Source organism: Metabacillus sp. YM-086 (assembly GCF_048059995.1).
GTDB classification, from domain to species: Bacteria; Bacillota; Bacilli; order Bacillales; family Bacillaceae; genus Metabacillus; species Metabacillus litoralis_B.
In genome coordinates this window covers 40,183-64,869 of the sequence record NZ_JBLUOI010000025.1, presented here as the reverse complement: position 1 = coordinate 64,869, position 24,687 = coordinate 40,183, and the positions used below count along the sequence as shown (strand labels likewise).

Sequence of the window (24,687 nt, the reverse complement as noted above, 5' to 3'; positions counted from 1 at the left end):
TCTTGCCATTTCTTTTCAATCTCTTGATGATTGAAGCTCATCTGTTTTCCTCCTTAAAGCTTGCTCTTATTTTATTTTATAACCTGTTGAACGGGTCAAAGCTTTCAAAAGTCTATAAAAACGAAAAAAGCCCACATCCCAAACAGGGACGAGAGGCTTAATTCCCGTGGTACCACCCAACTTTGGCATAGTATAATTATGCCCACTTTGACATCCGTAACGTGGATAGACGACAAATATTACTTGATTTATTTCTCTTTCACATTTGTAACTCAAAGGCGAGTTCATTAGCAAAAACTGGTTGACTCTCACCATCCGTCAACTCTCTGAGCACATTTTCACTAATTACTATTCCTTTTCTCCGTTCATTTCGTATATAGATTTAAGATTATTTTATATAAATTTGTCGTGATATGCAAGTATAGGCATCATTTATGATTTTTCTTTCAATAATTATCATCAGCATCGACTATAACAATCCAAACGTAAGCGTTTAAATTATTTCCTTTGCGTAAGGAAAACATTGATTGATCATGACATTTACCTTCCCCTATTAATCATTTTTTCCCCTATCGTATCACAAGGTAGCAGTGTAGGTAGCAGTGTAAGTTTCAGAAAAAAAGAAAAGGTCTTAGACCCCGTAAACATCGGGTGCCTGAGACCTTTTCTTTTCAATAACAGCATTAAGCTTTTTATCATAAATGAAAGTAGTAAAGATACCAACTGCTAATAAAGTAATAATAATCATAAATAAGAGGTTCATATTGTAGTAGTCTGCGATTACACCTCCAAGTATAGGGCCAATCATTCTACCACCTGTTGCTGTACTATTAACAAATCCTTGATAAAAGCCTTGTCTTCCTTCAGGAGCTAAATCATTTGCAATTGTAGGAACCGCTGGCCAAACAAGCATTTCTCCAATTGTTAAAATAACCATAGCAACAAGAAAACCAGTAAATTGCTCGGCAAACGAAGCAATTACAAAAGAAAACATAAACACAACAAATCCAATGACCATTTGTCTTTTTAATGTTTTAGCAAAACGTTTCACAAACATGGAAATAAGTGGCTGACCTAACACAATCATCGCACCGTTAATTGTCCATAAAAGACTGTATTGACTTATAGGAATATTTAGGGTTTGAGTGTAAGAAGAGATTGTTGAAGGCCATTGAACATAACCAACCCAGCATAGTAAATAACCCGTACACAAAATAATTAAAGCCGTAAACTTATGACGACTTTTTATAGCTGTTTTTTCATTTAAAATCGAGGTTTGCTTTGCACTTGCTCCATCAATATTTCGATACCCGAAGAATGCTACAAAGAAAAAAACAGCATACAAAGCTGCATTTGCTACAAATATATAATTAAATGAGATGGAAGCAACAATTCCTCCTAACGAAGCTCCTGCTGCAACACCAACATTTTGTGCTACATATATAGAGTTAAAGGCTTTCCTACCACCTTCTGGCCAAACAGTTCCGGCTAGAGCATATGTAGCAGGAAAAACAATACCTGAACCGAATCCAATAAAGATTAGCAAGTACATATAAACTGGCCAGCTATGATTAAACATCAAAATGACAATTGAAACTAAAGTAATGATGATACCTATTAAGATGGATTTATAGCCTCCAATTTTGTCAAACAAAACTCCACCAACAAGATTTCCTATTACACCTGCAGCAGCATTAAGCATGAGAACAATCCCAGCTAAAGTTAAAGACTTACCTAGATGTTCATGGATATAGATCGTGTTTAACGGCCATAAGAATGAAGCTCCGGTAACATTAATCATCATACTAATTACAAGTAACCATAAAGAGCGTGGCATACCTCAACCTCCTTCACGTGCATGATCATAGTGAATTTTCCTCAACTATGTAACGTTCCTCAGAGAATTTTAGCCCCTTTTCTTATGATTTGCAATGAAGAAATCGTCTATTTTATAATGTTGTAATAATGAGAAAATATAGACTTTTACTCTTACTCTATTAGCCTATACATTAAAACATCGTCCACATAATTCCCGTCTATGTAAAACTCTTTTATTAATCTACCTTGCTCAATAAAGCCGCATTTTTTATAAAAGACTAACGCCCCTTTATTGGTAGACAAAACACGTAGTGACAGCTTCGTGTTTCCTCTTTCCTTTCCAAGCTCTATTGCTTTGTCCAACAGCTTTTTGCCAATTCCCATTCCTTGGTACATTTTGTCTACAGCTATATCAATTTCCATCACATGTTGATTGGTTTTTAAAGGAGTAGGAGCGTGATACCCTAAATACCCGGCAACGTCTCCATTTACAATTGCAACAATTTGACTGCCTTCAGGATTTCTTTCTCTAAATTCGTCAATAGAGCTCCATACAATATCAGCAGGTGTTGTTGCAGCATCCCATACACGATGATCTAACTCTATTAACCTTTCAAAATCCTTTTCTTCTGAAAAACGAATGGTGATCTCCATACTTTTCCCCCATAGTTGTTGTTTACCTTAGAATATCAACTATTTAAAGGAAGAGAAATAGTTTTTGAAAAATTATCCATTTAAATTCTGACTCACTGTACAGAGCATACGAAAAACTGCCAGCATAAAACTAGCAGTTCGAACGAGCTTATAGTTCCCTTCTTAAAGCCGCTAGCACATTGATGTTTGTTGCTTTAACAGCTGGACGCAGCCCGGAAATCATAGCTACTCCGATACTAATGGCTACTGATATCACAACAAGACTTATCGGAATATATGAAAACGTAAAGTCTATTTCACTAGTTCCTCCACCTGTAGCAGATTGTAAAATGATTGGTAAAAGCTTGTTAGCGGCAAAGCTAATCGCATAGGAAATGAGTACACCAATGGTTGCCCCAATGATTCCTATATACGCACTTTCCATTAAAAACAACCTTCTAATAATTCCTGGTTGTGCACCTAATGCCTTCATAATTCCTATTTCCTGAGTTCTTTCTGTTACAGCCATTGTCATCGTATTAAAGATCCCAATTGATGCTATAATAACTGCGATTGTTCCAACAAATATTAATCCAGCCTTAAAAAAGGTAAAAAATAAGTTTATACTATCCAATTCTTCCGTTATTGAATAAACCATATAATCCTTATCTTTAAGGTCAGTTGTCACCTGTTCTACTGCCTCCAAGTTAGATGCATAGACATAAACTTCGCTATAGGGAATTTCACTCACCTGACTTCCTTCTTCTACAGGCATTGCAAAGGAAAGAATTTCCTCTCGAAGCACATCATTTATATAAATGCTTTGATCCTGCATCCAGTCCCGTGCAGGTGCTTCTCCCACTCCTGCAATTTTAAAAGTAAATGACTTTTTCTCTTCTTTTCCTTCTTCTGTTTCCTTCGTAATAGTCATTGTAATCTCTTTACCTACAAGATCTCCTTGGTATCCTGTTGGCTCTTTAGCAGGCTCATTTGGTGAAGATTCCATCTTCTTCTGATATTCATTCTTTTCATTTTCTGTTAAAAGAGCTTTGGCAAAATGATATCCAACAATGATTTCGTTGTCCGCTTGTGGTACTTTTCCTTTTTCCAATGACAGATTAGCCTTTAACTCTTCTTGCATATTTGTTATTGTAGGCCAAACTTCTCCTTTTCTGTCCTCGAGTGAAACCTCCACCGGAAGGTCAATCGAGTTACGGCGGACAACCGCTGTTACATTTTCGGTTTTACTTAGATCTTCTAGATGCTCCTTATTAATTTGTTGATATCCTTCCTTCTCCGTTTGTTTTCCTGAAACAGAAACTTCTGTAATAATCTGCTGCGATTGTATTTCTTCCGTCATGCTCTTTTGAACACCGAACCCAATTGAAGCCAGAACAATCAAAAAGGCACATGCCATTGTGGTTGCTAAAATGGTCATAAACACCCTAAGACGGTTTTTCTTCATATTTTTCAACATTAATTTTAATTGATCATTAAACTTCAACGAAGGCACCACCTTTTGACAGCACTCCATCTTGTAAATGGAATTGATGATTGCTTATTTTCGCTACTTCATCATCGTGTGTAATAATACAAAATGTAATTCCTTTTTCTGTGTTTAAGTGTCTTATTAAATCTAATATTTCTAATTCAGTTTCTGTATCAAGACTTCCAGTTGGTTCATCAGCTAGAATAATACTTGGCTTTGTAATTAAAGCTCGTGCAATACTTACGCGTTGTTGTTGCCCCCCTGATAATTCATTTGGATAGTGACTCGCGTGTTCATGTAACCCTACATTTTGTAATAAACCCATGACTTGTTTTTTTCGCTCAGGGGAAGGTACCCCTTTTAAGGTAAGAGGAAGCTCAACATTCTCAAATGTCGTTAAACTTGGAATGAGCTGAAAGCTTTGAAAAATAAAACCGAAGTGATTCAATCGAAACTTTGCCCATTCTTTTTCATTAAAGTTTGTTACATTCTTTTCATGAATGATCAATTCGCCCTCAGTTGGCGATATATAACCTGAGATTAAATTCAGCAAAGTGGATTTTCCAGAACTACTTCGACCAACAATTGTCGCGATCTCACCTTGCTTTATGTTAAATGTTACATTTTTCAAAACCGGAATTTCTTTTTCCGCTCCTTTTTTCCCTACTTTAAAGGAATGACTCAAGTTCCGAACCTCAATCATGGTACCTTCTCCTCCATTACGTTTATTTTTGTTTTTTAAAGATGGCAAAATAACTAATGATAAATCCAATACCTGCACCGATTGCAGCTCCAATGATGTAACCGACCATATCCTCTTGGGATGAAGAAATATACCCCAATGTACTGAATCCTAAGATTCCTAGAATAATAACGATGACTTGGGCAGGTCTTTCCATCCATCTCCACACAAAGAATGAGCCGTTTCGTTCAAAAGGATGCTTTTGAAAAGCATAATAACCAATGCTAAAAAATAGTAAACTAATAATAAAAGGTAAAAATAGACTCTTAACAGGGTAATGACCATACGTAAAAAACAAATAAGAAATAGGTGATAGATTGTAAACAGCAGATTCAAATGAGTGATCAATGTTAATTTCAGGGTAAAATAGTATTCCAATTTGAATTAGCGTTAATCCAAATACAAGAATCGGAAATACACTCACTGTTAATGCAACTAATCCTTGAGCCAATGGGTTACCAGTAAACGCTCCCGCAGCAAATGTAACACTATACAGTAGCAACAATGCACCCAATAAATACAAATAAAACTCTGTAAAATAAAGAACGGGAATGTCTATAAATAGGATTAATATAGCCGTTATTGTAAATGCAATGACCCAACTTAAAACAATACTTACGGCACCTACACTCCATTTCGTTAGGTAAATACTTCCCCTTGAAAAAGGTAGCGATAGATTAAATTCCATATTTCCATTACTTCTCTCCACACCAATTTGCACAATGGCTAATGTTATAACAAAAACACACAATAAAAATGCTGAACCAAAATGTTGAAGATCAATCTCTTTTAAATCTTCAGGAAGATTCTTTATATTTATTACATTTAAATACTCCAGCCAAATTTGTGCTGGTAGAAGAAACGAAATAAAGAGAACCATGATGAATAACTGAACCCAATGTTTTTTTATTTCATGTTTTAATAAATCAGGAGCTACCATCTTCGCTTCCCTCCAAACTTTGCAATAAAGATTTCTTCAAGACTTACCGGAAGTTCATTCCAAATTCTAGGTTCAAGTGAGCGTAACCATTCATGATTTTCTTGATCCTCCTGCTTGAGGACAACTGTATAAAAAACACCGGTGGACTCTAAGACTGGAATGCCCTTCTTTCTCATCTCTAACAATAAATCTTAATCGAAAGCCAGTTGTAATTTCACATAATTCTCCTTTAAATTATCTACATTCAACACATCTGCGAGCTGATTATCTTCTAAAAAAGCAATGCGATTACAAATTCGTTCAATGTCTTCTAGTCTGTGTGAAGTTAGTAAAATCGTCGTATCTCTATGAGCAACTTCATCAATCATTAATTGCAAAAGATCATGTCTTGTTACGGCATCAATTCCATCTGTTGGCTCGTCAAGTAAAATAACAGCAGGACGGATCGCAAATGCAAGAATAAGCCCCAATTGTTTTTTTAACCCTGTTGAAAGTTCACGATATTTTTTTGTTTCCGGGACTCCGTAGCGATTCATTAGTTCATTTGCATAGGTTACGTCAAAGTCCGGGTAGAGTGTACGGAGTGTTCTAACAAGCTGTTTATAGTTATACCGATCATAGGCAGGATTTTGAACTGGCATATATATCACTTTTCTTTTTAAAAGAGGATGATCAAAAATTGCCACATTTTCAAACAGTACTTCACCTACGTCTGGTTGAATAATTTGTTGTATGCACCGTAATAAGGTTGTTTTTCCAGAACCATTTCTTCCTAATAAGCCAAATATTTCACCTGATTCAAGAGTAAGGTCGATCTCCTTAAGAACCTCAACACCATCAAGTGTTTTTGTCAGTTTTTTTATTTGTAGCATGGGAATCACCCCCTACTTCCTTCCTGATTTCATCAATCCACTCATGAATATGGTTAAAGTCAATACCAGCATAAAACGCATCAATAATTAGCGGCTTTAATTGGTCCTTAATCATTTCCATCTTCCTTTCATCTAGAGATTCTCCCGTGTTTTCTGACACAAAGGTTCCACGCCCACGTAATGTCTCAATTATCCCTTGTCTTTCAAGCTCCTTATAAGCCTTACTAACAGTGTTTGGGTTTGCAACAATCATGGTGGATAATTCTCGAACAGATGGAAGCTTGTCACCAGACTTTAATACCCCTTTAAAACATAGCTCCTTCATCTGCTGAATAATTTGCTCATAAATGGGAGTTGAACTTCTCGGATCTATTTGGATCATCGTTTCTCCCTACTTTCTTATTAATTTATATTGATCTATGTGTATTACATCATGTAGTACACTTAGTACATTACGTCAACTCTTGAAAATTGTCAATAAAATATTAGTTAATTATTTCCAAAATAAAAAAAGGACCAATTTGATCCTTTTTTTATTTTGACTTGAGGTGAAAGGAAACATCGAGCGAGTATTAGAAAAGCATGACATGCGCTGGACAACCCTTCGAGGGCTTAAAAAATTGTCCATGCAGGGGATGCTTATTTTCGCTGCCTTGAGTCTTAAAAAGATAGCAAACTGGACATGATAAAGCATAAAAACAGTTTATCGACAAAAAGGGTTTGGAATGCGACCATTCCAAACCCTTTTTGTCTACAACCTGAAAGGACCAATCTGGTCCTTTTATAACTCATCTTCTACTCTTTGCTTAGATTTAATTGGTTGACCCTTTTTTGCATTTTTAGCTTTTGTTTCTTTTATTGGATCATAATCTTGACCAAGCTCTAGATCATTGCTGTTAACACCGTTCTTTGTTTTTTGCTCAGGGTTATTTTGCTTTGATCGTTTTTTCATCGCTCAGCATCCCCTTTAAGAATCATCTTATTTTGGAGTTCTTGAAGTTGCAATCTCATACGATAAAGCTGATCTTGCTGCTGATCATTTGCACTTAATGAAAGATGATTAATTTCGTTAACAGAATCTTCTAATCCTTGAAGTGCTTTTGTATATTCTGTCTCATTGTAATGCTCTTGTTGCGCTCCACCTTTATATTGTTCACGAGCATATTCAATTGCGTCCGTACAGCGTTGTAAATATTCATTAACTGATTGTCTTGTTGCCATGTCCATCTCCTCCAAACGATATGAAGTCAATTGAAGCTTCATCAGTTATATTGTTTACAACGGATGAAAAAACTTGTGTTCAAATATCTGGAAAGCCATCAAGTAATCTGTCTTTCCTGAAGCTAAAATGGTAAAATGATTAGATGGAAATTTGACATACTATTAAAGGAGGTTTCTATTTTGAAGCAATCCTCTTCATTTGCTTATTCTACGGATAATAAACGTTATCATACATGGAATTATCATTTACGACATCACTTTGGACATAAAGTGTTTAAAGTAGCATTAGATGGTGGCTTTGATTGCCCTAATCGAGATGGTACTGTTGCACATGGAGGATGTACTTTTTGTAGTGCGGCAGGTTCTGGTGATTTTGCAGGGAATCGTGCAGATAATCTTATTACGCAATTTCATGACATTAAAGATAAAATGCATACAAAATGGAAGAACGGAAAGTATATGGCTTATTTTCAAGCCTATACAAATACACACGCTCCTGTAGAAGTGTTAAGAGAAAAGTTTGAATCTGTTCTCGCTCAAGAAGATGTTGTAGGTCTTTCTATTGCAACACGACCAGATTGTTTACCTGATGATGTGGTCGAATACTTGGCAGAATTAAACCAACGTACGTACCTTTGGGTTGAGCTTGGTTTGCAAACTGTTCACGAACGAACAGCACTTCTCATTAACCGGGCTCATGATTTTCAATGCTATGTTGATGGGGTAAAAAAATTACGTAAACATGGAATTAGAGTGTGTTCTCATATTATTAACGGATTACCACTAGAAAATAATGAAATGATGATGGAAACTGCAAAAGCAGTTGCAAACCTTGATGTTCAAGGAATTAAAATCCACCTTTTACATTTATTAAAAGGAACACCAATGGTTAAGCAATACGAAAAAGGAAAGCTTGAGTTTTTAGGTTTAGAAGAATATGTAAATCTTGTTTGTGATCAATTGGAAATTCTTCCACCCGAGATGATTGTCCACCGTATTACAGGAGATGGGCCGATTGATCTTATGATTGGGCCTATGTGGAGCGTAAACAAATGGAATGTTTTAAATTCGATTGATGCTGAATTAAAGCGAAGAAATAGCTTTCAAGGGAAATATTATCGTAAAACAGAGGTACTTTCTTAATGAAGTTAAAACGTATATTGCCTTTTGCCAAACAATTATTAGAAGAAGCAATAAATGAGGGAGATATTGTTGTTGATGCTACAATTGGAAATGGTCACGATACTGTCTTTCTAGCACAACTCGTCGGAGAACAAGGACATGTTTACGGCTTTGATATTCAAAAACAGGCTCTTCTCAATACAGTGGAACGACTCAAAACAAATGACCTTCAAGAAAGAGTCACACTTTCTCAACAAGGACACCACTTTATTCAATCAGTTATACCTGAAGAAAAGCACGGGCTTATAAGCGGGGCTATGTTCAATCTAGGTTATTTACCAGGTGGAGATCCTTCTATTGTTACGAATTATGAAACAACAATATCAGCTATTAAACAGCTTTTACATGTGATGAAACCTGAAGGGATGATTGTCATTGTTATTTATCACGGTCATCCTGAAGGAAAGATAGAACGAGATGAGCTTATGAGCTTTGTAGAAAGAATCGATTCAAGTGTAGCTCATGTTCTAAAATATCAATTTATAAACAAACAAAATAATCCACCATATATTGTTGCAATTGAAAAATGCTAGAGGCGCCCACATAAAGGCGCCTCTTAGTTTCATTATGAACTTTTTTTCCAAGGGAATTTTTGAATTGTACGATATGCTCTTCCATTAAAATAAAAGAAAAAGGATGTTAATCCACCTAACTTTATTAATCTCTTTGCTAATTTATTTAGCTCTTTCCTTGATGCAACCTTATCATCTGATAAATAAACTCCAAGTAATCCCCGATTAATCAAGCGATGAAAATTCTCATGTGGAATCCCTTTTAAATGAGTATCTGCCTTCTCAACGAAGTACTCCAATCTTTTGATCATGACTTCTTCTGACGAATAATAGCTACAAAAATTCAAGTCTCCACCCTGTTTATCCTCTTCTTGGTCAATTAAATAATCAAGCAGGATGTGAAGACCCTGGATATAAGGAAAATAGCTTTCCATAATTTGTTTAGCTTGATTCTCTTCAAACCCCTCTTGAAAAGCATATGCTACTAAACAAAAAATGCCAAGAGTTGACCCTGTACAAGCTGAAAACTCATACCATTCCATTTGGGGTACATTTCCTCTATGCCGTTCAAACCAGTCCTCAAGGCGTGACACTCGTTCATCCTTTTTAACATGCTTATGTACCTGAAGATCGCAATAATAATTTGATAATTCTAGTAAATACTTTGATATCAAAGGATAGTGTTGTAGGTCCGATAAAACATTTTGACATGTTTGAACTAAATCATGTAGATAGCCACCATCATTCTGATCTTCCCTGAATTGGTAATAATTTTTACATGGAGCACCACATGATAAAGCATCTAACATAGACTGATGAAGCATGCGAAAATCAACAGGATCTAGAGAAGTACTACGATCACAAAGATTATCTAGATAATCACTTATTGTTTGATAAGCAACAATAAATTCGATGCATTGCTGTTTATGCTGACCTGAAATCATTGATAAAATGGCTCCACCTTCACAGTGAAACTCTTTTTCCTGAATACTATTTAATGCTTGTAATCTTAATTCCCTATTCGGTATGCTCTCTGCCTTCTCTTTCCAATGTTTGATATAAAAATGGGTGATGGGAAATATTTCTTTATAAACCTTAGTCATTAACCTAATCGGATGCTGGGGTACTGTCAAAGGGGTTGTCACCTCTTGTATATATAGTAAAATAAAAGAATTTTAACTAGTTTTACTTTTGATCATGTGAATGGGAGTCAAAAAACCTCTTTGCCGTTTCGAAAACAATTTCTTGCTCTGGCTCATTAAAAATTTCATGATAAAGCCCTTTCCACTCTTTGTAACTTTTCTCATGAAGATCTACTTTGTTAAACCATGCTTTCACAAGTGACTTATCAACAATCTTGTCTGCTCCGCCTTGCATAAGAAGTAACGGTACATCTTGAAATTTCCCAACCTGATTTTGTGCTTCTTCCATAGCCTTTTTTAACTCACGGTACCATCTTACGGAGACCTTTGTCACATATAAAGAATCATTTTCATCAAGCTCCTGTACAGCTTTACTTCGAGTAGCAAGAGCAACATTCAATTGTGACTGTACTTTAAAAGATGGCATAATTAAATTCAAGCCTTTTGAAGCGAGCTCAAGCGCCTTATTAGGCTTAAATAATATTCCTAGGCAAGGAGAAGACAAAATAACCGCCTTCACATCATGATGCTTTTCCTGCAAGGCACGAATAACAATAAGCCCTCCCATGCTATGACCTAATAAAAATAGCGGAACACCAAATTTCTTTGCTTCCGTAATCCACTCATTCACTTCTTTTATATATTCATCAAAAGATTCTATATGTCCTCTTCTTCTAGTTGTAGTTCCCTGACCTGGTAAATCACCGATTACAACATGATATCCAGCTAATCTCCACATTTCTACAAGCATTTTATAGCGACCATGATGTTCAGCAGCTCCATGGACAATAACAATACATCCCTTTACATCATCAGTTTCAGCTTCCCATTTCCACATAATGCTGCCTCTCCTTTCACTATCATCTCTTTTAACTATCTATGGAAATCAACATTTCAGTATTATAAACCAGTGGTATAATAAACGAATAAAAGTATATTCTTTCCATTAGAAAGGAATGACAAACATGATTTATCCATTTAAAGACAAAGAGCCCCAAATCTCTGAATCAGCTTTCATTGCAGATTATGTAACAATTACTGGTGATGTAATTGTCGGAGACGAATCAAGCATATGGTTTCAAACAGTCATTCGCGGAGATGTTTCACCAACAATTATAGGAAAGCGTGTGAATATTCAGGATTTATGTTGTCTTCATCAAAGTCCTAACAAACCACTAATCCTTGAAGATGACGTGACTGTTGGCCATAGTGTCATTCTACATAGTAGCATTATTCGCAAGAAAGCTTTAATTGGTATGGGTTCCATCATTTTAGATGGTGCAGAAATTGGTGAAGGAGCCTTTATTGGAGCAGGTAGTCTTGTTCCTCCCGGAAAAAAAATACCCCCTAACACGCTTGCTCTTGGTCGACCAGCAAAGGTTGTAAGATCACTAACTCAAGAAGATATAAAAGATATGGAACGAATCCGTCGCGAATATGTTGAAAAAGGACAATATTATAAATCCATAAAAAAAGATAAGCACCGTGAATAATTATTATGGGATCATACATTCTATAAAGTCTTTTTAAGGAATAAATTTACCAATGGAAACTTGGCGATAAGCCAAGTTTTTCTAATCTTTATTATTATGTTACCACCCTCTACCTTTCCATACCACTTTCAATAACTTCTTTCATAAATTGTTTAAAATGTAATCTGGACAGACACAAATACCTCTACATCTTACATATTATACCTATCTTAAGAAAATCATTTCATTTCGTTATGTTTATTTATTTAGCTATCATTAATTTTTTGAAAATGATGTGAAGGAATTTTTTACATTATCTTATTATTAACTAAATATTCGTCAACTAAAATAATAGTAAAGGGGTAAATAAAAAGGAGCGTTCCTAAGATGAAAACAAGGCTTTTATCGAACATGTATGATTTTGAATGCAGGCTGTTTCGAAGTGTGAACCGTCATTTTGACCAAAAGATTCTAAATTTCTATTTTCGCAATATTACACATCTTGGTGGAGCTATTATCACAATCACGGTTTGTCTTTGTCTTATGTTTTTCACAAAAGGTAACGTACAAACTACAAGCATTGCTAGTGGGTTATCACTTCTTTTAAGTCATCTTCCCGTGGCAATGGTTAAAAAACTGTATCCACGTAAAAGACCTTACATTGCACTTGTAGAAACAAAAGTGCCTGCAAATCCATTGGAAGATCATTCCTTTCCATCAGGACATACAACAGCTATTTTTTCTGTCATCATTCCATTTATTTTATTTATGCCACAATTTGCACTCATTCTTTTACCAGTTGCTATAAGTGTAGGTTTATCAAGAATGTATCTTGGGTTACATTACCCTTCAGATGTTCTGGCTGGATGTTTACTCGGGAGCTCTGCTGGATTTGTTAGCTACACAATTTGCCATGAAATATTGTATAAGGGCCTTCTTTAACCAAAGTATGAACATAAAAATAGAAACTCATTAATGGTACCTTTCACTTTTTAGTAACTGGGGGGATTTCGATGAGAATAGCTATTTTCACAGATACTTTTGCACCAGATGTAAATGGGGTTGCAAGAACATTAAAGAGATTTACAGACTATCTAGAACACAATGGCTATGAATTTAGAGTTTTTGCACCAGAAAGTACAAATGAAAGCTTGTTTTCAAGTCATATCCATCGTTTCACAAGCTTACCATTTTTTTTGTATCCAGAATGTAGATTAGCTCTTCCCAATATGCTACATGTAAAGTCAGAGCTCCAAAAATTTAAGCCAGATTTAATCCATGTTGCCACACCTTTTAATATAGGTCTTTGCGGACTGCATTATGCTAAAAAGCTAAACATCCCGCTTGTTGGATCCTACCACACTGATTTTGATCAATATTTGGAGTACTATGATTTTCAATTTCTATCTAAGTTTCTTTGGAAGTATATGCATTGGTTTCACAAACCTCTACGCAAAATCTTTGTTCCATCTAAAGAGACCCTGGAACAATTAAAGAGAAAAGGTTTTTCCAACCTTCATATTTGGGGAAGAGGAGTTGAGTGTCAATTATTTCATCCTAATTACCCTAGTGAAGAAATTCGTCATAAATATCGTATTAAAGAAAAATATATTTTATCCTACGTTGGCCGTTTAGCTCCTGAAAAGGATATTGAAACTCTTATGAATATCACACAAAGCCTTCCTCAGAATATGAAGAATCATATTCATTGGTTAATTGTAGGAGATGGACCATCTAAAGAAGATATGCAAAAGAAAGCTCCTGAAAACATGACATTTGCTGGCTACTTAAATGGTGTGGATCTCGCAAAAGTATATGCTGCATCAGATTTATTTGTCTTTCCATCTCCAACGGAAACATTCGGAAATGTCGTTTTAGAAGCCCTTGCTTCAGGTACACCAGTCATAGGAGCTAATTCTGGTGGAGTTAAAAATATTTTCAAAGAAAATCAAACCGGACATTTATGTGAACCAAGGAACGTGGAACAATTTACAAATGCTATTATTCATTTATTAACTAATCATTCTTTAAAAACACAAATGGGAAAAGAGGCACGTCAATATGCTCTTTCTCAAACATGGGATCAAATCTTTGAAGGACTATTAACAGAATATGAAGATGCATTAATTGAAAAGAAGATTATTCGCTATGCATAAGGTTTGCTGATTAATTTATGAAACAAAAACATAAAGCAAAGGAGTCTTCTCAAACGTCTCCTTTGCTTTTTAATGTCCCTCTGACAAATCAGTTTCTAGTTTCTTTGAATGATCAGGTACCTTCACCAACTTGAATATCAACCGTTGGCATTGTATGGTATCCTTTTACATTAGTATGTGCTATTACTTGATAAACTCCAGGGTCATCGAAAATATAATCAATTGAATAAGTACCGGTATCTGTTAGTTCCGCCAAAATTTTCTCGGATTCTTCTTCACCTTTTTTTATTTCAAATGTTACTTCGGCATCATCAACAAGTTCTTCGCCGTAATATACATTCGCACTAATTGTTTCTTGTTGATTTGGATTTGTATGTACATTCGCTAGTATTTCAACTTTTGGTGCCTTCACTTCAACTTCTTCTGAATGATTAGTATGCTGAGGTTCAGCAGATTGCTGGCAGCCTGCTGCAAGAAGTATACTTATCACTAGGCTACTTATCACGATCTTAAGCTTCATTCTTATTTCCCTCCTACTCTTTAAAGATAGCGAACAAATGTGATATTTTTATGAAGAAAAACAATATGAATTTATGACTTCATTCATTATTCACATTTTAAAGTTATAATAATCACTATACCATCCAAATGAATACCTTACCTACACTAAAATAAAAATAAGAATTTGAGAGGAAAATCAATGAAACGTTTAGTCTTTGGAACCATTCTTCTACTCTTAATGGTCTCCTGTTCTACAGAACCTTCATTACCAAAAATCCCATTATCTAAATCTGTTATTGCAAGTTTGAATATATACGACCAGTCTATTACTTTTATAGATGGTGATACAAAAGAAAAAATGATCTGGGAAGTACCGCACCCATTTAAAAATGGAATCCTGTTATCGAATGACAAACTACTATTATTAAATAAAGAATCAGCAAAAGGCTATGTATACCAACTTTCAACAGGTAAGAGCAAAGAGTGGGAGATTGGTGAAGGAATAGAAACCGGTCTTCTTTCTTCTGAAAAAATCTTATATCTTGCTGACCAACAAACCAATAAAATAAAAATGTTTAACTTAGATGGTAATCTTTTGAAAGAAACAACGGTGGAGCACACACCATTTGCAATTTTTGAAGATCAACATCATTTGTATGTTAGTTATCTCGATCATCCTGGTATTGCGATCCTTTCTATAGATCAGTTAGAAATGGAAGGCACCATTCCTTCTCATGATGGAGCAGCTGGTGGATTTATAACGGAGAATCAAGAACTTTGGCTCGGTGGCCATGGCTCAGGAGTTCATATCCAAGAAAATATTTATATTTATGATCTTAAAAACAAACAATTAACAGCAACGGTTCATGCACCATTGATGCCAATTGATTTTATAACAAAAGATGGCAAGGTTTATGTTTTAAGTCATGGCTCTAATATATTAAGAGAAATTGATAGTACCTCCCATCAAATTCTCCGTTCTGTTGAGGTCGGTGCAAACCCCTTTTCAATGACGTTATATAATAATTATTTATATATTAGCAACTATGACGCAAATGAAGTGGAAATTATTGATCTTCATCGTTTCAAGCAAATAGAAACCATACCGGTTGGTGATGGTCCTTTACAGTTAATTGCAAGAGAGGGAACAGCTAATGCTAAATAAAAAGATTTTAGTCGTTGATGATGAACCTGAAATGAGAGAATTAGTCAATCTTTATTTACGAAAAGAAGGATATGAGGTTTTACAAGCTGAGGATGGTGATGAAGCATTAACGTTCCTTCCTCAATTTTCACCACATTTGATTCTGTTAGATGTGATGATGCCAAAAATAGATGGATTTACACTTGGAAAGCAAATTCAAGAAGAATATAGCATTCCGATTATATTCTTAACAGCACGTGGTGACGAATGGGACCGTATACATGGTCTTAAGTTAGGTGCAGATGATTATATTGTTAAGCCTTTCAGTACAGGTGAACTGCTAGCAAGGGTCGAAGCCGTACTAAGGAGAACAAGCTATAATACAAACCAACTCCAGGATAATCGACAAAACTTTGGTTCAATCTCCTTTGAATTAAAATCCAGAAGAGCATTTTGTCATGAAAAACCCTTATCCTTAACACTCAAAGAGTACGAATTACTTTTATTTCTTGCAACCCATAAATCTCAAGTATTCTCTAGAGAGCATTTACTTGAGAAGATTTGGGGGATTGATTATACAGGAAGTGAAAGAACGGTTGACACCCATATCAAAACATTGAGACTAAAGTTAGATGCTGCAGCAAACAGTATTCAAACAGTTTGGGGGGTTGGCTATAAATTTGAAGCTGAAATGTAATTGGTCATCTAGTTCGTTAAAAACAAAAATCCGCCTATTATTTGCTGTTATCCTCTGTGTTTCAATCTTGTTTTCATTTTTATTTATTCATTATTTATATCGAAATCTTTATGTAAATGAAGTGGAGCAGTCTCTTTTAAATGAAGGATTAAAGCTAGCAAGTAGTTATACATCAGGCGAAATTTCAGATGAGTTTAAGACCCATCTTAGTTGGTATAACACAATTAGTGAATCAGAGATTTTATTGGTTAATAACCCGAGAGAATTGAGTGCATGTTTACCATTTGAAATTAATCATGAGGGTTTAATTAGCGAAGAAGAGCGAAGAAACTTATTACGTGGAGAGCATTTAATCAAGATAGGCTATGAAGAAAGATTTGACCGACAAATCATGGGTGTTGTCGTGCCCTTACTTGATGATAATAAGTTAGTCGGTATTATTTATCTTTATTTACCGCTTGCCCCTATTGAAGAGGTTTTTAATAGAACAACACCTTTGTTAATTGCTGTTGGCATTATTTTCTTTTTAGTTATCTTTAAAATCGTGAATTCAATGAGCAATACGATTTTGCAACCTATCCATGAGATGAGAAAATATGCTAAAGAACTTGCTAAAGGAAACTTCAAAAATCGAATTCCCGTAAGAACGTCTGATGAAATTGGTGGATTATCCAAAACCTTTAATCAGATGTCAGAGGCATTGGATGAGTCAGATCAAAAGAAAAAAGACTTCTTAGCCAACGTCGCCCATGAACTAAGAACTCCATTAAGTTATGTAAAGGGATATAGTGAGGTGCTTCAAGAAAAACTATATGAAACTGAGGATGAAGCTGAAAAATACCTTTCCCTTATTCAGCGAGAATCTGAGAGAATGCAAAGACTTGTTAATGATTTATTAGATTTAGCTCAGCTTGAAGGAGAAAATTACCCTTTAATAAAAGAGCCTATTGCCTTCTCTCAATTAGTAAATGACACTGTGGATCGATTTTATCATCGTCTCCAAGAAAAACAATTAATCCTTCAGCAACACTTAGACGATGAAATCATTATTATAGGTAGTCATGACCGCCTACAACAAATTATATATAACCTTCTTGAAAACGCAATAAGATACTCAGATAAACCTGGAACGATCTCGATCTCTCTCACACAAAATCAAGAAAGCATCTTCTTTTCTATTGCTGATAATGGAATCGGGATGTCAGAAGAAGATATTATGCATATTGGTGAACGTTTTTATCGTGCAGATAAAGCAAGGAACCGTAAAGAAGGCGGTACTGGGTTAGGACTAGCTATTGTAAAACAATTAGTTCTTTTGCACGGGGGTAGAATGGAATTCAATAGTAAGCTCGGCAAAGGTACTACGTTTACGCTTGTATTCCCAAACGAACTTGGCTCCAACAAAAAAGGTCTGATGTGAACATTCACATCAGACCTTTTATACCTTATTGTAATGCAGCTTTATTTAAAGCATCTGCTTTATCTGTTCTTTCCCAAGGAAGATCAAGATCATTACGGCCAAAATGTCCGTAAGCTGCAGTTTGTTTGTAAATAGGACGTCTTAAGTCAAGCATTTTAATAATCCCAGCAGGACGTAAATCGAAATTACTGCGAACAACTTCTACTAATACTTCTTCAGAAACTTTTCCTGTTCCGAACGTATCAATTGAAATAGATACTGGCTGTGCTACGCCAATTGCATATGCTAATTGAACTTCACATTTATCAGCTAAACCAGCTGCAACGATGTTTTTCGCTACATAGCGAGCTGCATATGCTGCAGAACGGTCAACCTTTGTTGCATCTTTACCAGAGAATGCTCCACCGCCATGACGTGCATATCCACCGTAAGTATCAACAATGATTTTACGTCCAGTTAATCCAGCATCTCCTTGTGGTCCACCAATAACGAAGCGACCTGTTGGATTAATAAAGTATTTTGTTTCTTCATCAATTAATTCTGCAGGAACAACAGGATTAATAACATACTCTTTTAGGTTACGTTGGATTTGCTCAAGTGTAACTTCAGGATGATGTTGAGTTGAAATAACAATTGTATCAATACGAACTGGTTTATTATTTTCATCATATTCAACAGTTACCTGTGTTTTTCCATCAGGACGTAAGTATGGAAGAATTTCATCTTTACGAACCTCTGTTAAGCGACGTGATAATTTATGTGCTAACGAAATTGGAAGTGGCATTAATTCTTTTGTTTCATTACATGCAAACCCGAACATTAAACCTTGGTCCCCTGCACCAATTGCTTCAATTTCCTCATCTGACATTTGACCTTCACGAGCTTCTAGAGCTTGGTCTACACCCATAGCGATATCTGCTGATTGCTCATCGATTGATGTTAATACAGCACAAGTTTCCGCATCAAAACCATACTTAGCACGAGTGTAACCAATGTCTTTGATTGTTTCACGGACAATTTTTGGGATATCTACATACGTACTAGTTGTAATTTCTCCTGCAACTAACACTAAACCAGTAGTAACAGAAGTTTCACACGCTACACGTGCATTTGGATCTTTTGCAATAATTGCATCAAGAATTGAATCTGAAATTTGGTCACAGATCTTATCTGGATGGCCTTCTGTTACAGATTCTGAAGTAAAAAGACGTTTTTTAGACATAATTAAAAGCTTCCTCCTCATATTCATGTTCATTCATTTGATCCGGAACTCTTCCCAAAGTATGACCTTTAGAAAATCACGTTGGCATATTTTGTGAACAGAAGTATTATGTACCTTTACCACATGCTTGTCCTGGTAAAACTCTAATGAAGAATACTTTTTTCTGTTATCAAAAAAAACCTTTCCCATGTGAGGAAAGGTTTATCATCGTTCATCGCCTTTCGCTCTTATCGATCAAGGGCTTTCGCCTTGCTTCAGGTTAGCACCTTTGCGTCGGAAAATGTCGTTCTAGATTGCGTCGGTTTAACATAGTTCCACAGATTGGTCTTTTTTGCCTAAGCAAGCTATCGCTTGCTTGAATGATGCTCTCGCATCATTCTTGACCTAAGAAAAACACAACATGAATCAAAACGAGTTTTGATTCATAACGTGCTTTTCTTAGGTCAGGCAAAAAAACTGTTCAATAAAACTATATAATTAGTGCGCAGTCGCCGCTTTCCTTTGATAGCAGGTTGCTGGGTTTCATAGGGCCTGTCCCTCCACCAGCTCGGGATAAGAGAATCCGTTCAAGGACATATCATAGCGCACTAACCTATTGGTGTCAACAAAAATCGACAACTATTACCATTGATTTATTAAAATATTTGATAGATGTCTATCACTATTGTGTCCCATATCCTATAGAAATATAAATATCAATTGTTTTTCTACATTGTGCTAGTGTGATGTGTTGTACAAAGCTTAAGTTTTTCTAATAGCAAAATATTTTTTCAATTCAAAAATTTAATGATAGCAAATCACTAAATAGTATGTTTTATTAAAATTAATGTGTTATACTAATTATCAACATAAGGGAAATTATTCTTTTCTAGAAGGAAGGTAATGGGGATGAATATTACAGATATAACAAATGAGCTTAATCAGCTTGTTAATGGGGAGAATGCAAAACATAATTTATCAGTTGCACAGCTTGTTGAAAAAGTACTTGAACGTAAAGAAGGATTATTAACATCAACAGGTGCAATTCGAGCAACAACCGGAGCTTATACCGGGAGATCACCAGAGGATAAGTTTATTGTAGACGAAAGTTCAGTAAAAAGTAAAATAAATTGGGGTCCAGTGAATCAGCCTATTTCAGAAGAGGCATTTGATCGCTTATACAGTAAAATGATTTCACACCTTAAGAAACGAGATGAAATCTTTATATTTGATGGATTTGCAGGTGCTGACCCTCGCTTTCAGTTACCACTAAAAATTATAAATGAGTTTGCCTGGCATAATCTTTTTGCAAGTCAACTGTTTATTAAAGACCAAGAACAAGAAAACGAGTCAAAGGAACTACCTTTTACTATTTTATCAGCTCCTCATTTTAAAGCTGATCCAGAAGTTGATGGTACAAAATCAGAAACATTCATTATCATTTCCTTTGAGAAAAGAACGATTTTAATCGGTGGCACTGAATATGCTGGCGAAATGAAGAAATCTGTATTCTCAGTTATGAATTTATTATTACCTGAAAATAACATCCTCCCTATGCATTGCTCAGCAAATGTTGGCTTTGAAGGTGATGTTGCTCTGTTTTTTGGACTTTCTGGCACAGGGAAAACAACGTTATCTGCTGACCCTAACCGTCGTTTAATTGGTGATGATGAACATGGATGGTCTACTTCTGGCATTTTTAATATTGAAGGTGGTTGCTATGCAAAGTGTATCAACTTAACGAAAGAAAAAGAACCACAAATTTTTAATGCTATCCGATATGGATCAGTTCTTGAAAATGTCGTTGTTGATGATGACACAAGAGAAGCTGATTACAGCAGTTCCTTTTTCACAGAAAATACTCGAGCTGCCTACTCACTAACTGCTATTGACAAAGCAATTATCCCAAGTATTGCTGGTCATCCACAAACGATTGTCTTTTTAACTGCAGATGCTTTTGGAGTATTACCGCCAATTAGTAAGTTAACAAAAGAACAAGCAATGTATCACTTCCTGAGTGGATACACAAGCAAATTAGCAGGAACAGAGCGTGGCGTAACAGCTCCTGAAACTACATTCTCTACTTGCTTTGGCTCTCCATTCCTACCACTGAAAGCAACACGTTACGCTAATATGCTTGGTCAAAAAATTGATGAACATGAAGTTCAAGTATTCTTAGTAAACACCGGTTGGACCGGAGGAGCATACGGTGTTGGTAAACGGATGAATCTCAAGTATACAAGAGCTATGGTTCAGGCTGCAGTTGAAGGTGACCTTGATCACATTGAAACCGTAAAGGATGAAGTATTTGGTTTAAATATTCCAATTCATGTACCAGGGGTTCCTGACGATGTATTGCAGCCACACAAAACATGGAGCTCTCAAGATGAATACCTTGTCAAAGCAATCGAATTAGCTACAGAATTTAAAGATAACTTCAAGAAATTCAATAGTTTATCTAACGATATCGAGAAATTGGGCGGTCCAATTCGTTATAACTAGTATGTTTTAAAGCTCATCATATGATGGGCTTTCTTTAGTTTTTATACCTCTTCTCCATATTGTTTCAATATTTTAACGAAAGTTAGGACAAACTTTCTTTATTAGGAGGGATGATAGTTGAGAAAACACCAGTTTGAAAAAAACACACTCAAATTTCTATTATTATTTGGGCTTATTTCAGTTTTTAAAATTATTAAAAAGCCACCTATGAAGGATTGGTTAATTATCTTCCTTTTTAAAGGGTATATTTCTTCCATAATGGACAATCTTCTAATTCATCGTGGATATATAAAATACCCAGTAAAACTATTTAAATCTTTTGATATAAGCTTTATCTATGATTATTTACTGTTTCCTCTATCTTGTGTGTATTACAATCAATTAACGAAAACCTCTAGCATTCCTAAGATTCTTTTAAAAGTGTTTTATTTCAGCATTCCAATGGCATTAGCCGAACATTGGCTTGAAGCTAATACAAAATTGGTCAAATTCAAAAGAGGCTGGAACAGTTTATCAAGCTTTGCATCAATAACAATAACCTTTCTTATCGTAAGAACTTTCATTGCTTTTGTAAGAAAAGCTGATGATACACATGTTCCTAAAGTCGAATAAAAGCCAGGTAATGAGATAACCTCAATTACCTGGCTTTATGTATTAGTTGGTTGAATTTAAGTTGATAAGTTGATACGTGACAATTGTTTTAATGTTCGTTAATTCTAATTTCTGAACAACAGCTTGTCCAGTTACTTCACCACTCATTGTTTTTCTTACCTCAATCGGTATATCTATCGGATAAACTCGATATCCATCCTTTGATAACTCAAATGTATTTTCATCAATACGGACTTCTTTTCCCTTTGTCACAATCATTGTGTTAAATTCCATTGGCATTCCCATATAGAACCCCTCCTCTTTCTACTTGGACTTATACTCATCATACCACCAGAGCTTTTTTATAACACCTATAAAACTTAGTTAACCTCTTATTGTTTTTTCATCCATAAACAAAGTCTTTGTAATGTATCACGATTTATTTTCGGAGGAAAATAGTGTGTAAATTGATCAAAGTACCAACTTTCGACTGGTTTATTTAGCTCCTTTAACCGTTTTTCTAGCCTGTATGAATGTTCAACTGATACATTCTTGTCTTTTACACCATGTATAATTAAAATTGGTGCGTGAAGCCTGTCCAATTCATATAATGGTGTTCTCCAGGCATATCTTTTTGGAAATTTAGTTGGTGTACCTCCAATCACTCTTTTCATCATCCTACGTAAATCTTCTCGCTCAACATATGTTAAGACCATATCCGTTACACCACCCCACGTTACAACAGAGCGGATATCTTCAGCGATAATGCCTGCTAATAAGGCCATGACCCCTCCTCTTGAAAATCCGAACACATGCACCCTATCAGGCTGGACTTTTGGATGATGTTTTAGAATTTCCATTGCAGAAATAGCATCATAGCGATCTTCTCCAGCAAAATCCTCATTTCCTTCTCCCCCCTGATTTCCACGATAAAAAGGAGCCATAACAACAAATCCTTCAGAGGCAAATTGAATCACCCTACCGATCCTCACCATTCCCACACTTTTAATCCCGCCACGTAAATACAATAATCCCTCGTATTTTCCTTCATGTACGGGCTCAGCTAGTAAGCCCTTTATTTTTAACTGTTCGGAACGATATGTCACAATCCATAAATGAATGTTTGGATTTGGTGAGGGGTACTTTATTTTGCTAATGATTTCTCCATTCATCTAACAATCACTCTTTCTTCTTTTGTTCTATTCCTTTACCTTTCCCCAAATTACATATCTAGGCATTCACACATTTTTAAAAAGATCATAAATTATCCTATATTCTTTAGAAATCACAATTCATACATTACAAGAGAATACAAGTTTCTACATCATCTTATTAGAAAACTCAGTTTATCGCCAATTCTTAAGGCGAAACCTTAGTTATTTCTACTATCCATCCAAACCTTATTCTACTTGCTTGTTTAAAAAACGGTGCTATGCATCAAGGAGGTTAATGACATGAAAAAATGGCTGTTGTATTTATGTGTTGCGTTATTAATTGTTTTACCCCTTTCAGCATGCAGTCAGGAAAAGGTTGAAACGATTAATCTTGCCGAAGTAACACACTCAATTTTCTACGCTCCTTTATATGTTGCAATGGCGGAAGGTTTCTTTGAGGAAGAAGGACTTAACGTGAAGTTAACAACAACATGGGGTGGAGATAAGACAATGACCACTCTCCTCTCAGATGGCGCAGATATTGCCTTAGTTGGCTCAGAAACATCTATCTATGTGCATGCGCAAGGCTCAAATGATCCGATCATTAATTTTGCTCAACTTACTCAAACAGATGGAACCTTCCTTGTTAGTAGAGAAAAAATTGATGATTTTGAATGGGAACAGCTAAAAGACAGTACCTTCCTAGGGCAAAGGAAAGGCGGAATGCCACAAATGGTCGGGGAATTCGTGTTAAAGCAGCATGGAATCGATCCCCAAACAGATCTTGAACTCATTCAGAATGTTGATTTTGCAAATATTCCAAGTGCTTTTGCTTCTGGTACTGGAGATTTTGTTCAGCTTTTCGAACCAACAGCCAGTATTTTTGAAAAAGAAGGCACAGGCCATATCGTCGCTTCATTTGGTACGGAATCCGGCAAGGTTCCTTATACAACGTTTATGAGCAAGCAAAGCTTTTTAGATGAAAACGCGGAAGCTGCTAAGAAATTTACTACCGCTATTTATAAAGCACAGCAATGGGTTCAAGAAAAAAGCGTAAAAGAAATTGCAGAATCCATCGCTCCTCAGTTCGAAGATACAGAACTTGAGTTGATTGAAACAGTTGTAGAACGATACAAAGAACAAGGCTCATTTGCAACCGACCCAATCTTGGATGTTGAAGAGTGGGAAAATCTCCAAAACATTATGGATGAAGCCGGGGAACTGCCAATGCGAGTCGATCACGAAACACTTGTTAATACCTCTTTTGCAGAAGAAGTGTCAAGCAAGTAAGGAGGAGC

General features: G+C 35.7%; 25 protein-coding genes, 1 pseudogene, 1 riboswitch and 1 other annotated feature. Of the genes and pseudogenes, 11 read left to right on the top strand and 15 right to left on the bottom strand.

Annotated elements, in window-relative coordinates; all coding sequences use genetic code 11:
• Nucleotides 1-141: 141 nt before the first annotated feature.
• Nucleotides 142-371, bottom strand: a binding site (T-box leader).
• Between the two features lie 260 nt (nt 372-631).
• From ACEWK1_RS12640 to ACEWK1_RS12600, 9 genes and pseudogenes are all read right to left on the bottom strand, one after another.
• Entirely contained in the window at nt 632-1,837 is a 1,206-nt protein-coding gene (locus ACEWK1_RS12640; protein WP_416636356.1) for an MDR family MFS transporter, read from the bottom strand.
• 152 nt (nt 1,838-1,989) lie between these two features.
• On the bottom strand, nt 1,990-2,472 hold the full coding sequence (locus ACEWK1_RS12635; RefSeq protein ID WP_251404641.1) for a GNAT family N-acetyltransferase: 483 nt from the start codon (nt 2,470-2,472) through the stop codon (nt 1,990-1,992).
• A 148-nt stretch (nt 2,473-2,620) separates the two neighbouring features.
• Entirely contained in the window at nt 2,621-3,955 is a 1,335-nt protein-coding gene (locus ACEWK1_RS12630; protein ID WP_212137005.1) for an ABC transporter permease, read from the bottom strand.
• Nucleotides 3,945-4,643 carry an ABC transporter ATP-binding protein gene (locus tag ACEWK1_RS12625; protein ID WP_416636355.1) on the bottom strand — a complete coding sequence of 233 codons (699 nt, stop codon included), beginning with the start codon at nt 4,641-4,643 and terminating at the stop codon, nt 3,945-3,947. The genes ACEWK1_RS12630 and ACEWK1_RS12625 overlap by 11 nt, the downstream gene beginning before the upstream one ends.
• A gap of 22 nt (nt 4,644-4,665) precedes the next feature.
• The gene (locus ACEWK1_RS12620; RefSeq protein WP_251404634.1) at nt 4,666-5,622 is read right to left on the bottom strand and encodes an ABC transporter permease subunit; all 957 of its coding nucleotides are present in this window, start codon (nt 5,620-5,622) and stop codon (nt 4,666-4,668) included.
• Nucleotides 5,616-6,494, bottom strand: a pseudogene (locus ACEWK1_RS12615) (ABC transporter ATP-binding protein). The gene ACEWK1_RS12620 and the pseudogene ACEWK1_RS12615 overlap by 7 nt, the downstream one beginning before the upstream one ends.
• The gene (locus ACEWK1_RS12610; protein WP_121663117.1) at nt 6,460-6,876 is read right to left on the bottom strand and encodes a GntR family transcriptional regulator; all 417 of its coding nucleotides are present in this window, start codon (nt 6,874-6,876) and stop codon (nt 6,460-6,462) included. The pseudogene ACEWK1_RS12615 and the gene ACEWK1_RS12610 overlap by 35 nt, the downstream one beginning before the upstream one ends.
• Before the next feature lie 399 nt (nt 6,877-7,275).
• Nucleotides 7,276-7,446, bottom strand: coding sequence for a glycogen biosynthesis protein GlgD (locus ACEWK1_RS12605; RefSeq protein ID WP_121663118.1), 171 nt, complete (start codon nt 7,444-7,446; stop codon nt 7,276-7,278).
• Entirely contained in the window at nt 7,443-7,715 is a 273-nt protein-coding gene (locus ACEWK1_RS12600) for a YtzC family protein (protein ID WP_121663119.1), read from the bottom strand. The genes ACEWK1_RS12605 and ACEWK1_RS12600 overlap by 4 nt, the downstream gene beginning before the upstream one ends.
• A 180-nt stretch (nt 7,716-7,895) precedes the next feature.
• On the opposite strand from ACEWK1_RS12600, the gene ACEWK1_RS12595 reads away from it, so the two are divergent.
• Nucleotides 7,896-8,858, top strand: a complete 963-nt coding sequence (locus tag ACEWK1_RS12595; protein ID WP_251396140.1) for a TIGR01212 family radical SAM protein — start codon at nt 7,896-7,898, stop codon at nt 8,856-8,858.
• Nucleotides 8,858-9,430, top strand: coding sequence for a class I SAM-dependent methyltransferase (locus ACEWK1_RS12590; protein ID WP_251396138.1), 573 nt, complete (start codon nt 8,858-8,860; stop codon nt 9,428-9,430). The genes ACEWK1_RS12595 and ACEWK1_RS12590 overlap by 1 nt, the downstream gene beginning before the upstream one ends.
• Nucleotides 9,431-9,462: 32 nt before the next feature.
• Here ACEWK1_RS12590 and ACEWK1_RS12585 read toward each other — a convergent pair whose 3' ends face one another.
• Together ACEWK1_RS12585 and ACEWK1_RS12580 are read right to left on the bottom strand one after the other, a co-directional pair.
• Nucleotides 9,463-10,542 (bottom strand): tetraprenyl-beta-curcumene synthase family protein, encoded by a 1,080-nt coding sequence (locus ACEWK1_RS12585; protein ID WP_121663122.1) that lies wholly within the window; start codon nt 10,540-10,542, stop codon nt 9,463-9,465.
• Between the two features lie 52 nt (nt 10,543-10,594).
• Nucleotides 10,595-11,389 (bottom strand): alpha/beta hydrolase, encoded by a 795-nt coding sequence (locus tag ACEWK1_RS12580; protein ID WP_121663123.1) that lies wholly within the window; start codon nt 11,387-11,389, stop codon nt 10,595-10,597.
• Nucleotides 11,390-11,516: 127 nt separating this feature from the next.
• Between ACEWK1_RS12580 and ACEWK1_RS12575 the strand changes: the two genes are divergently transcribed.
• From ACEWK1_RS12575 to ACEWK1_RS12565, 3 genes are all read left to right on the top strand, one after another.
• Nucleotides 11,517-12,044 carry a gamma carbonic anhydrase family protein gene (locus ACEWK1_RS12575; protein ID WP_121663124.1) on the top strand — a complete coding sequence of 176 codons (528 nt, stop codon included), beginning with the start codon at nt 11,517-11,519 and terminating at the stop codon, nt 12,042-12,044.
• A 366-nt stretch (nt 12,045-12,410) separates the two neighbouring features.
• A complete protein-coding gene (locus ACEWK1_RS12570; RefSeq protein ID WP_121663125.1) occupies nt 12,411-12,965 on the top strand; it encodes a phosphatase PAP2 family protein in 555 nt (184 codons plus the stop codon).
• A gap of 71 nt (nt 12,966-13,036) precedes the next feature.
• Nucleotides 13,037-14,179 carry a glycosyltransferase family 4 protein gene (locus ACEWK1_RS12565; protein ID WP_416636354.1) on the top strand — a complete coding sequence of 381 codons (1,143 nt, stop codon included), beginning with the start codon at nt 13,037-13,039 and terminating at the stop codon, nt 14,177-14,179.
• A 112-nt stretch (nt 14,180-14,291) separates the two neighbouring features.
• Here ACEWK1_RS12565 and ACEWK1_RS12560 read toward each other — a convergent pair whose 3' ends face one another.
• On the bottom strand, nt 14,292-14,699 hold the full coding sequence (locus tag ACEWK1_RS12560; RefSeq protein WP_121663127.1) for a FixH family protein: 408 nt from the start codon (nt 14,697-14,699) through the stop codon (nt 14,292-14,294).
• Nucleotides 14,700-14,879: 180 nt separating this feature from the next.
• Here ACEWK1_RS12560 and ACEWK1_RS12555 point away from each other — a divergent pair, with 180 nt between their 5' ends.
• From ACEWK1_RS12555 to ACEWK1_RS12545, 3 genes are read left to right on the top strand one after another with little or no spacing between them, the layout of a single operon-like run.
• Nucleotides 14,880-15,845: a hypothetical protein gene (locus ACEWK1_RS12555; RefSeq protein ID WP_121663128.1), complete on the top strand. Its 966-nt coding sequence runs from the start codon at nt 14,880-14,882 to the stop codon at nt 15,843-15,845.
• Nucleotides 15,835-16,521, top strand: a complete 687-nt coding sequence (locus tag ACEWK1_RS12550) for a response regulator transcription factor (protein ID WP_121663129.1) — start codon at nt 15,835-15,837, stop codon at nt 16,519-16,521. Before ACEWK1_RS12555 ends, ACEWK1_RS12550 begins: the two co-directional genes overlap by 11 nt.
• A complete protein-coding gene (locus tag ACEWK1_RS12545; RefSeq protein WP_251406680.1) occupies nt 16,505-17,941 on the top strand; it encodes a sensor histidine kinase in 1,437 nt (478 codons plus the stop codon). Before ACEWK1_RS12550 ends, ACEWK1_RS12545 begins: the two co-directional genes overlap by 17 nt.
• A 25-nt stretch (nt 17,942-17,966) precedes the next feature.
• Here the strand turns inward: ACEWK1_RS12545 and metK are convergent, their stop codons facing one another.
• On the bottom strand, nt 17,967-19,163 hold the full coding sequence (gene metK / locus ACEWK1_RS12540) for a methionine adenosyltransferase (RefSeq protein WP_098794921.1): 1,197 nt from the start codon (nt 19,161-19,163) through the stop codon (nt 17,967-17,969).
• A gap of 224 nt (nt 19,164-19,387) precedes the next feature.
• A riboswitch (SAM riboswitch) is annotated at nt 19,388-19,722 on the bottom strand.
• A gap of 329 nt (nt 19,723-20,051) precedes the next feature.
• Between metK and pckA the strand changes: the two genes are divergently transcribed.
• Nucleotides 20,052-21,644 carry a phosphoenolpyruvate carboxykinase (ATP) gene (gene pckA, locus ACEWK1_RS12535; protein ID WP_121665073.1) on the top strand — a complete coding sequence of 531 codons (1,593 nt, stop codon included), beginning with the start codon at nt 20,052-20,054 and terminating at the stop codon, nt 21,642-21,644.
• A 117-nt stretch (nt 21,645-21,761) separates the two neighbouring features.
• Nucleotides 21,762-22,256, top strand: a complete 495-nt coding sequence (locus tag ACEWK1_RS12530; RefSeq protein ID WP_121663131.1) for a CBO0543 family protein — start codon at nt 21,762-21,764, stop codon at nt 22,254-22,256.
• Between the two features lie 42 nt (nt 22,257-22,298).
• Here ACEWK1_RS12530 and ACEWK1_RS12525 read toward each other — a convergent pair whose 3' ends face one another.
• Nucleotides 22,299-22,541 carry a DUF2584 domain-containing protein gene (locus ACEWK1_RS12525; protein ID WP_098794920.1) on the bottom strand — a complete coding sequence of 81 codons (243 nt, stop codon included), beginning with the start codon at nt 22,539-22,541 and terminating at the stop codon, nt 22,299-22,301.
• Between the two features lie 86 nt (nt 22,542-22,627).
• Nucleotides 22,628-23,407: an alpha/beta hydrolase family protein gene (locus ACEWK1_RS12520; RefSeq protein ID WP_416636353.1), complete on the bottom strand. Its 780-nt coding sequence runs from the start codon at nt 23,405-23,407 to the stop codon at nt 22,628-22,630.
• Nucleotides 23,408-23,689: 282 nt separating this feature from the next.
• Here ACEWK1_RS12520 and ACEWK1_RS12515 point away from each other — a divergent pair, with 282 nt between their 5' ends.
• Nucleotides 23,690-24,679 (top strand): ABC transporter substrate-binding protein, encoded by a 990-nt coding sequence (locus tag ACEWK1_RS12515; protein WP_121663133.1) that lies wholly within the window; start codon nt 23,690-23,692, stop codon nt 24,677-24,679.
• The last annotated feature ends 8 nt before the right edge of the window (nt 24,680-24,687 follow it).

Excerpts from the sequence above, each read along its gene's own strand:
- ACEWK1_RS12610 (WP_121663117.1), bottom strand. The coding sequence starts at position 6,876 with ATGATCCAAATAGATCCGAGAAGTTCAACTCCCATTTATGAGCAAATT.
- ACEWK1_RS12575 (WP_121663124.1), top strand. The coding sequence starts at position 11,517 with ATGATTTATCCATTTAAAGACAAAGAGCCCCAAATCTCTGAATCAGCT.
- ACEWK1_RS12625 (WP_416636355.1), bottom strand. The coding sequence starts at position 4,643 with ATGATTGAGGTTCGGAACTTGAGTCATTCCTTTAAAGTAGGGAAAAAA.
- metK (WP_098794921.1), bottom strand. The coding sequence starts at position 19,163 with ATGTCTAAAAAACGTCTTTTTACTTCAGAATCTGTAACAGAAGGCCAT.
- ACEWK1_RS12565 (WP_416636354.1), top strand. The coding sequence starts at position 13,037 with ATGAGAATAGCTATTTTCACAGATACTTTTGCACCAGATGTAAATGGG.
- ACEWK1_RS12570 (WP_121663125.1), top strand. The coding sequence starts at position 12,411 with ATGAAAACAAGGCTTTTATCGAACATGTATGATTTTGAATGCAGGCTG.
- ACEWK1_RS12555 (WP_121663128.1), top strand. The coding sequence starts at position 14,880 with ATGAAACGTTTAGTCTTTGGAACCATTCTTCTACTCTTAATGGTCTCC.
- ACEWK1_RS12525 (WP_098794920.1), bottom strand. The coding sequence starts at position 22,541 with ATGGGAATGCCAATGGAATTTAACACAATGATTGTGACAAAGGGAAAA.
- ACEWK1_RS12520 (WP_416636353.1), bottom strand. The coding sequence starts at position 23,407 with ATGAATGGAGAAATCATTAGCAAAATAAAGTACCCCTCACCAAATCCA.
- ACEWK1_RS12550 (WP_121663129.1), top strand. The coding sequence starts at position 15,835 with ATGCTAAATAAAAAGATTTTAGTCGTTGATGATGAACCTGAAATGAGA.
- ACEWK1_RS12590 (WP_251396138.1), top strand. The coding sequence starts at position 8,858 with ATGAAGTTAAAACGTATATTGCCTTTTGCCAAACAATTATTAGAAGAA.
- ACEWK1_RS12580 (WP_121663123.1), bottom strand. The coding sequence starts at position 11,389 with ATGTGGAAATGGGAAGCTGAAACTGATGATGTAAAGGGATGTATTGTT.
- pckA (WP_121665073.1), top strand. The coding sequence starts at position 20,052 with ATGAATATTACAGATATAACAAATGAGCTTAATCAGCTTGTTAATGGG.
- ACEWK1_RS12640 (WP_416636356.1), bottom strand. The coding sequence starts at position 1,837 with ATGCCACGCTCTTTATGGTTACTTGTAATTAGTATGATGATTAATGTT.
- ACEWK1_RS12620 (WP_251404634.1), bottom strand. The coding sequence starts at position 5,622 with ATGGTAGCTCCTGATTTATTAAAACATGAAATAAAAAAACATTGGGTT.
- ACEWK1_RS12515 (WP_121663133.1), top strand. The coding sequence starts at position 23,690 with ATGAAAAAATGGCTGTTGTATTTATGTGTTGCGTTATTAATTGTTTTA.
- ACEWK1_RS12635 (WP_251404641.1), bottom strand. The coding sequence starts at position 2,472 with ATGGAGATCACCATTCGTTTTTCAGAAGAAAAGGATTTTGAAAGGTTA.
- ACEWK1_RS12605 (WP_121663118.1), bottom strand. The coding sequence starts at position 7,446 with ATGAAAAAACGATCAAAGCAAAATAACCCTGAGCAAAAAACAAAGAAC.
- ACEWK1_RS12560 (WP_121663127.1), bottom strand. The coding sequence starts at position 14,699 with ATGAAGCTTAAGATCGTGATAAGTAGCCTAGTGATAAGTATACTTCTT.
- ACEWK1_RS12600 (WP_121663119.1), bottom strand. The coding sequence starts at position 7,715 with ATGGCAACAAGACAATCAGTTAATGAATATTTACAACGCTGTACGGAC.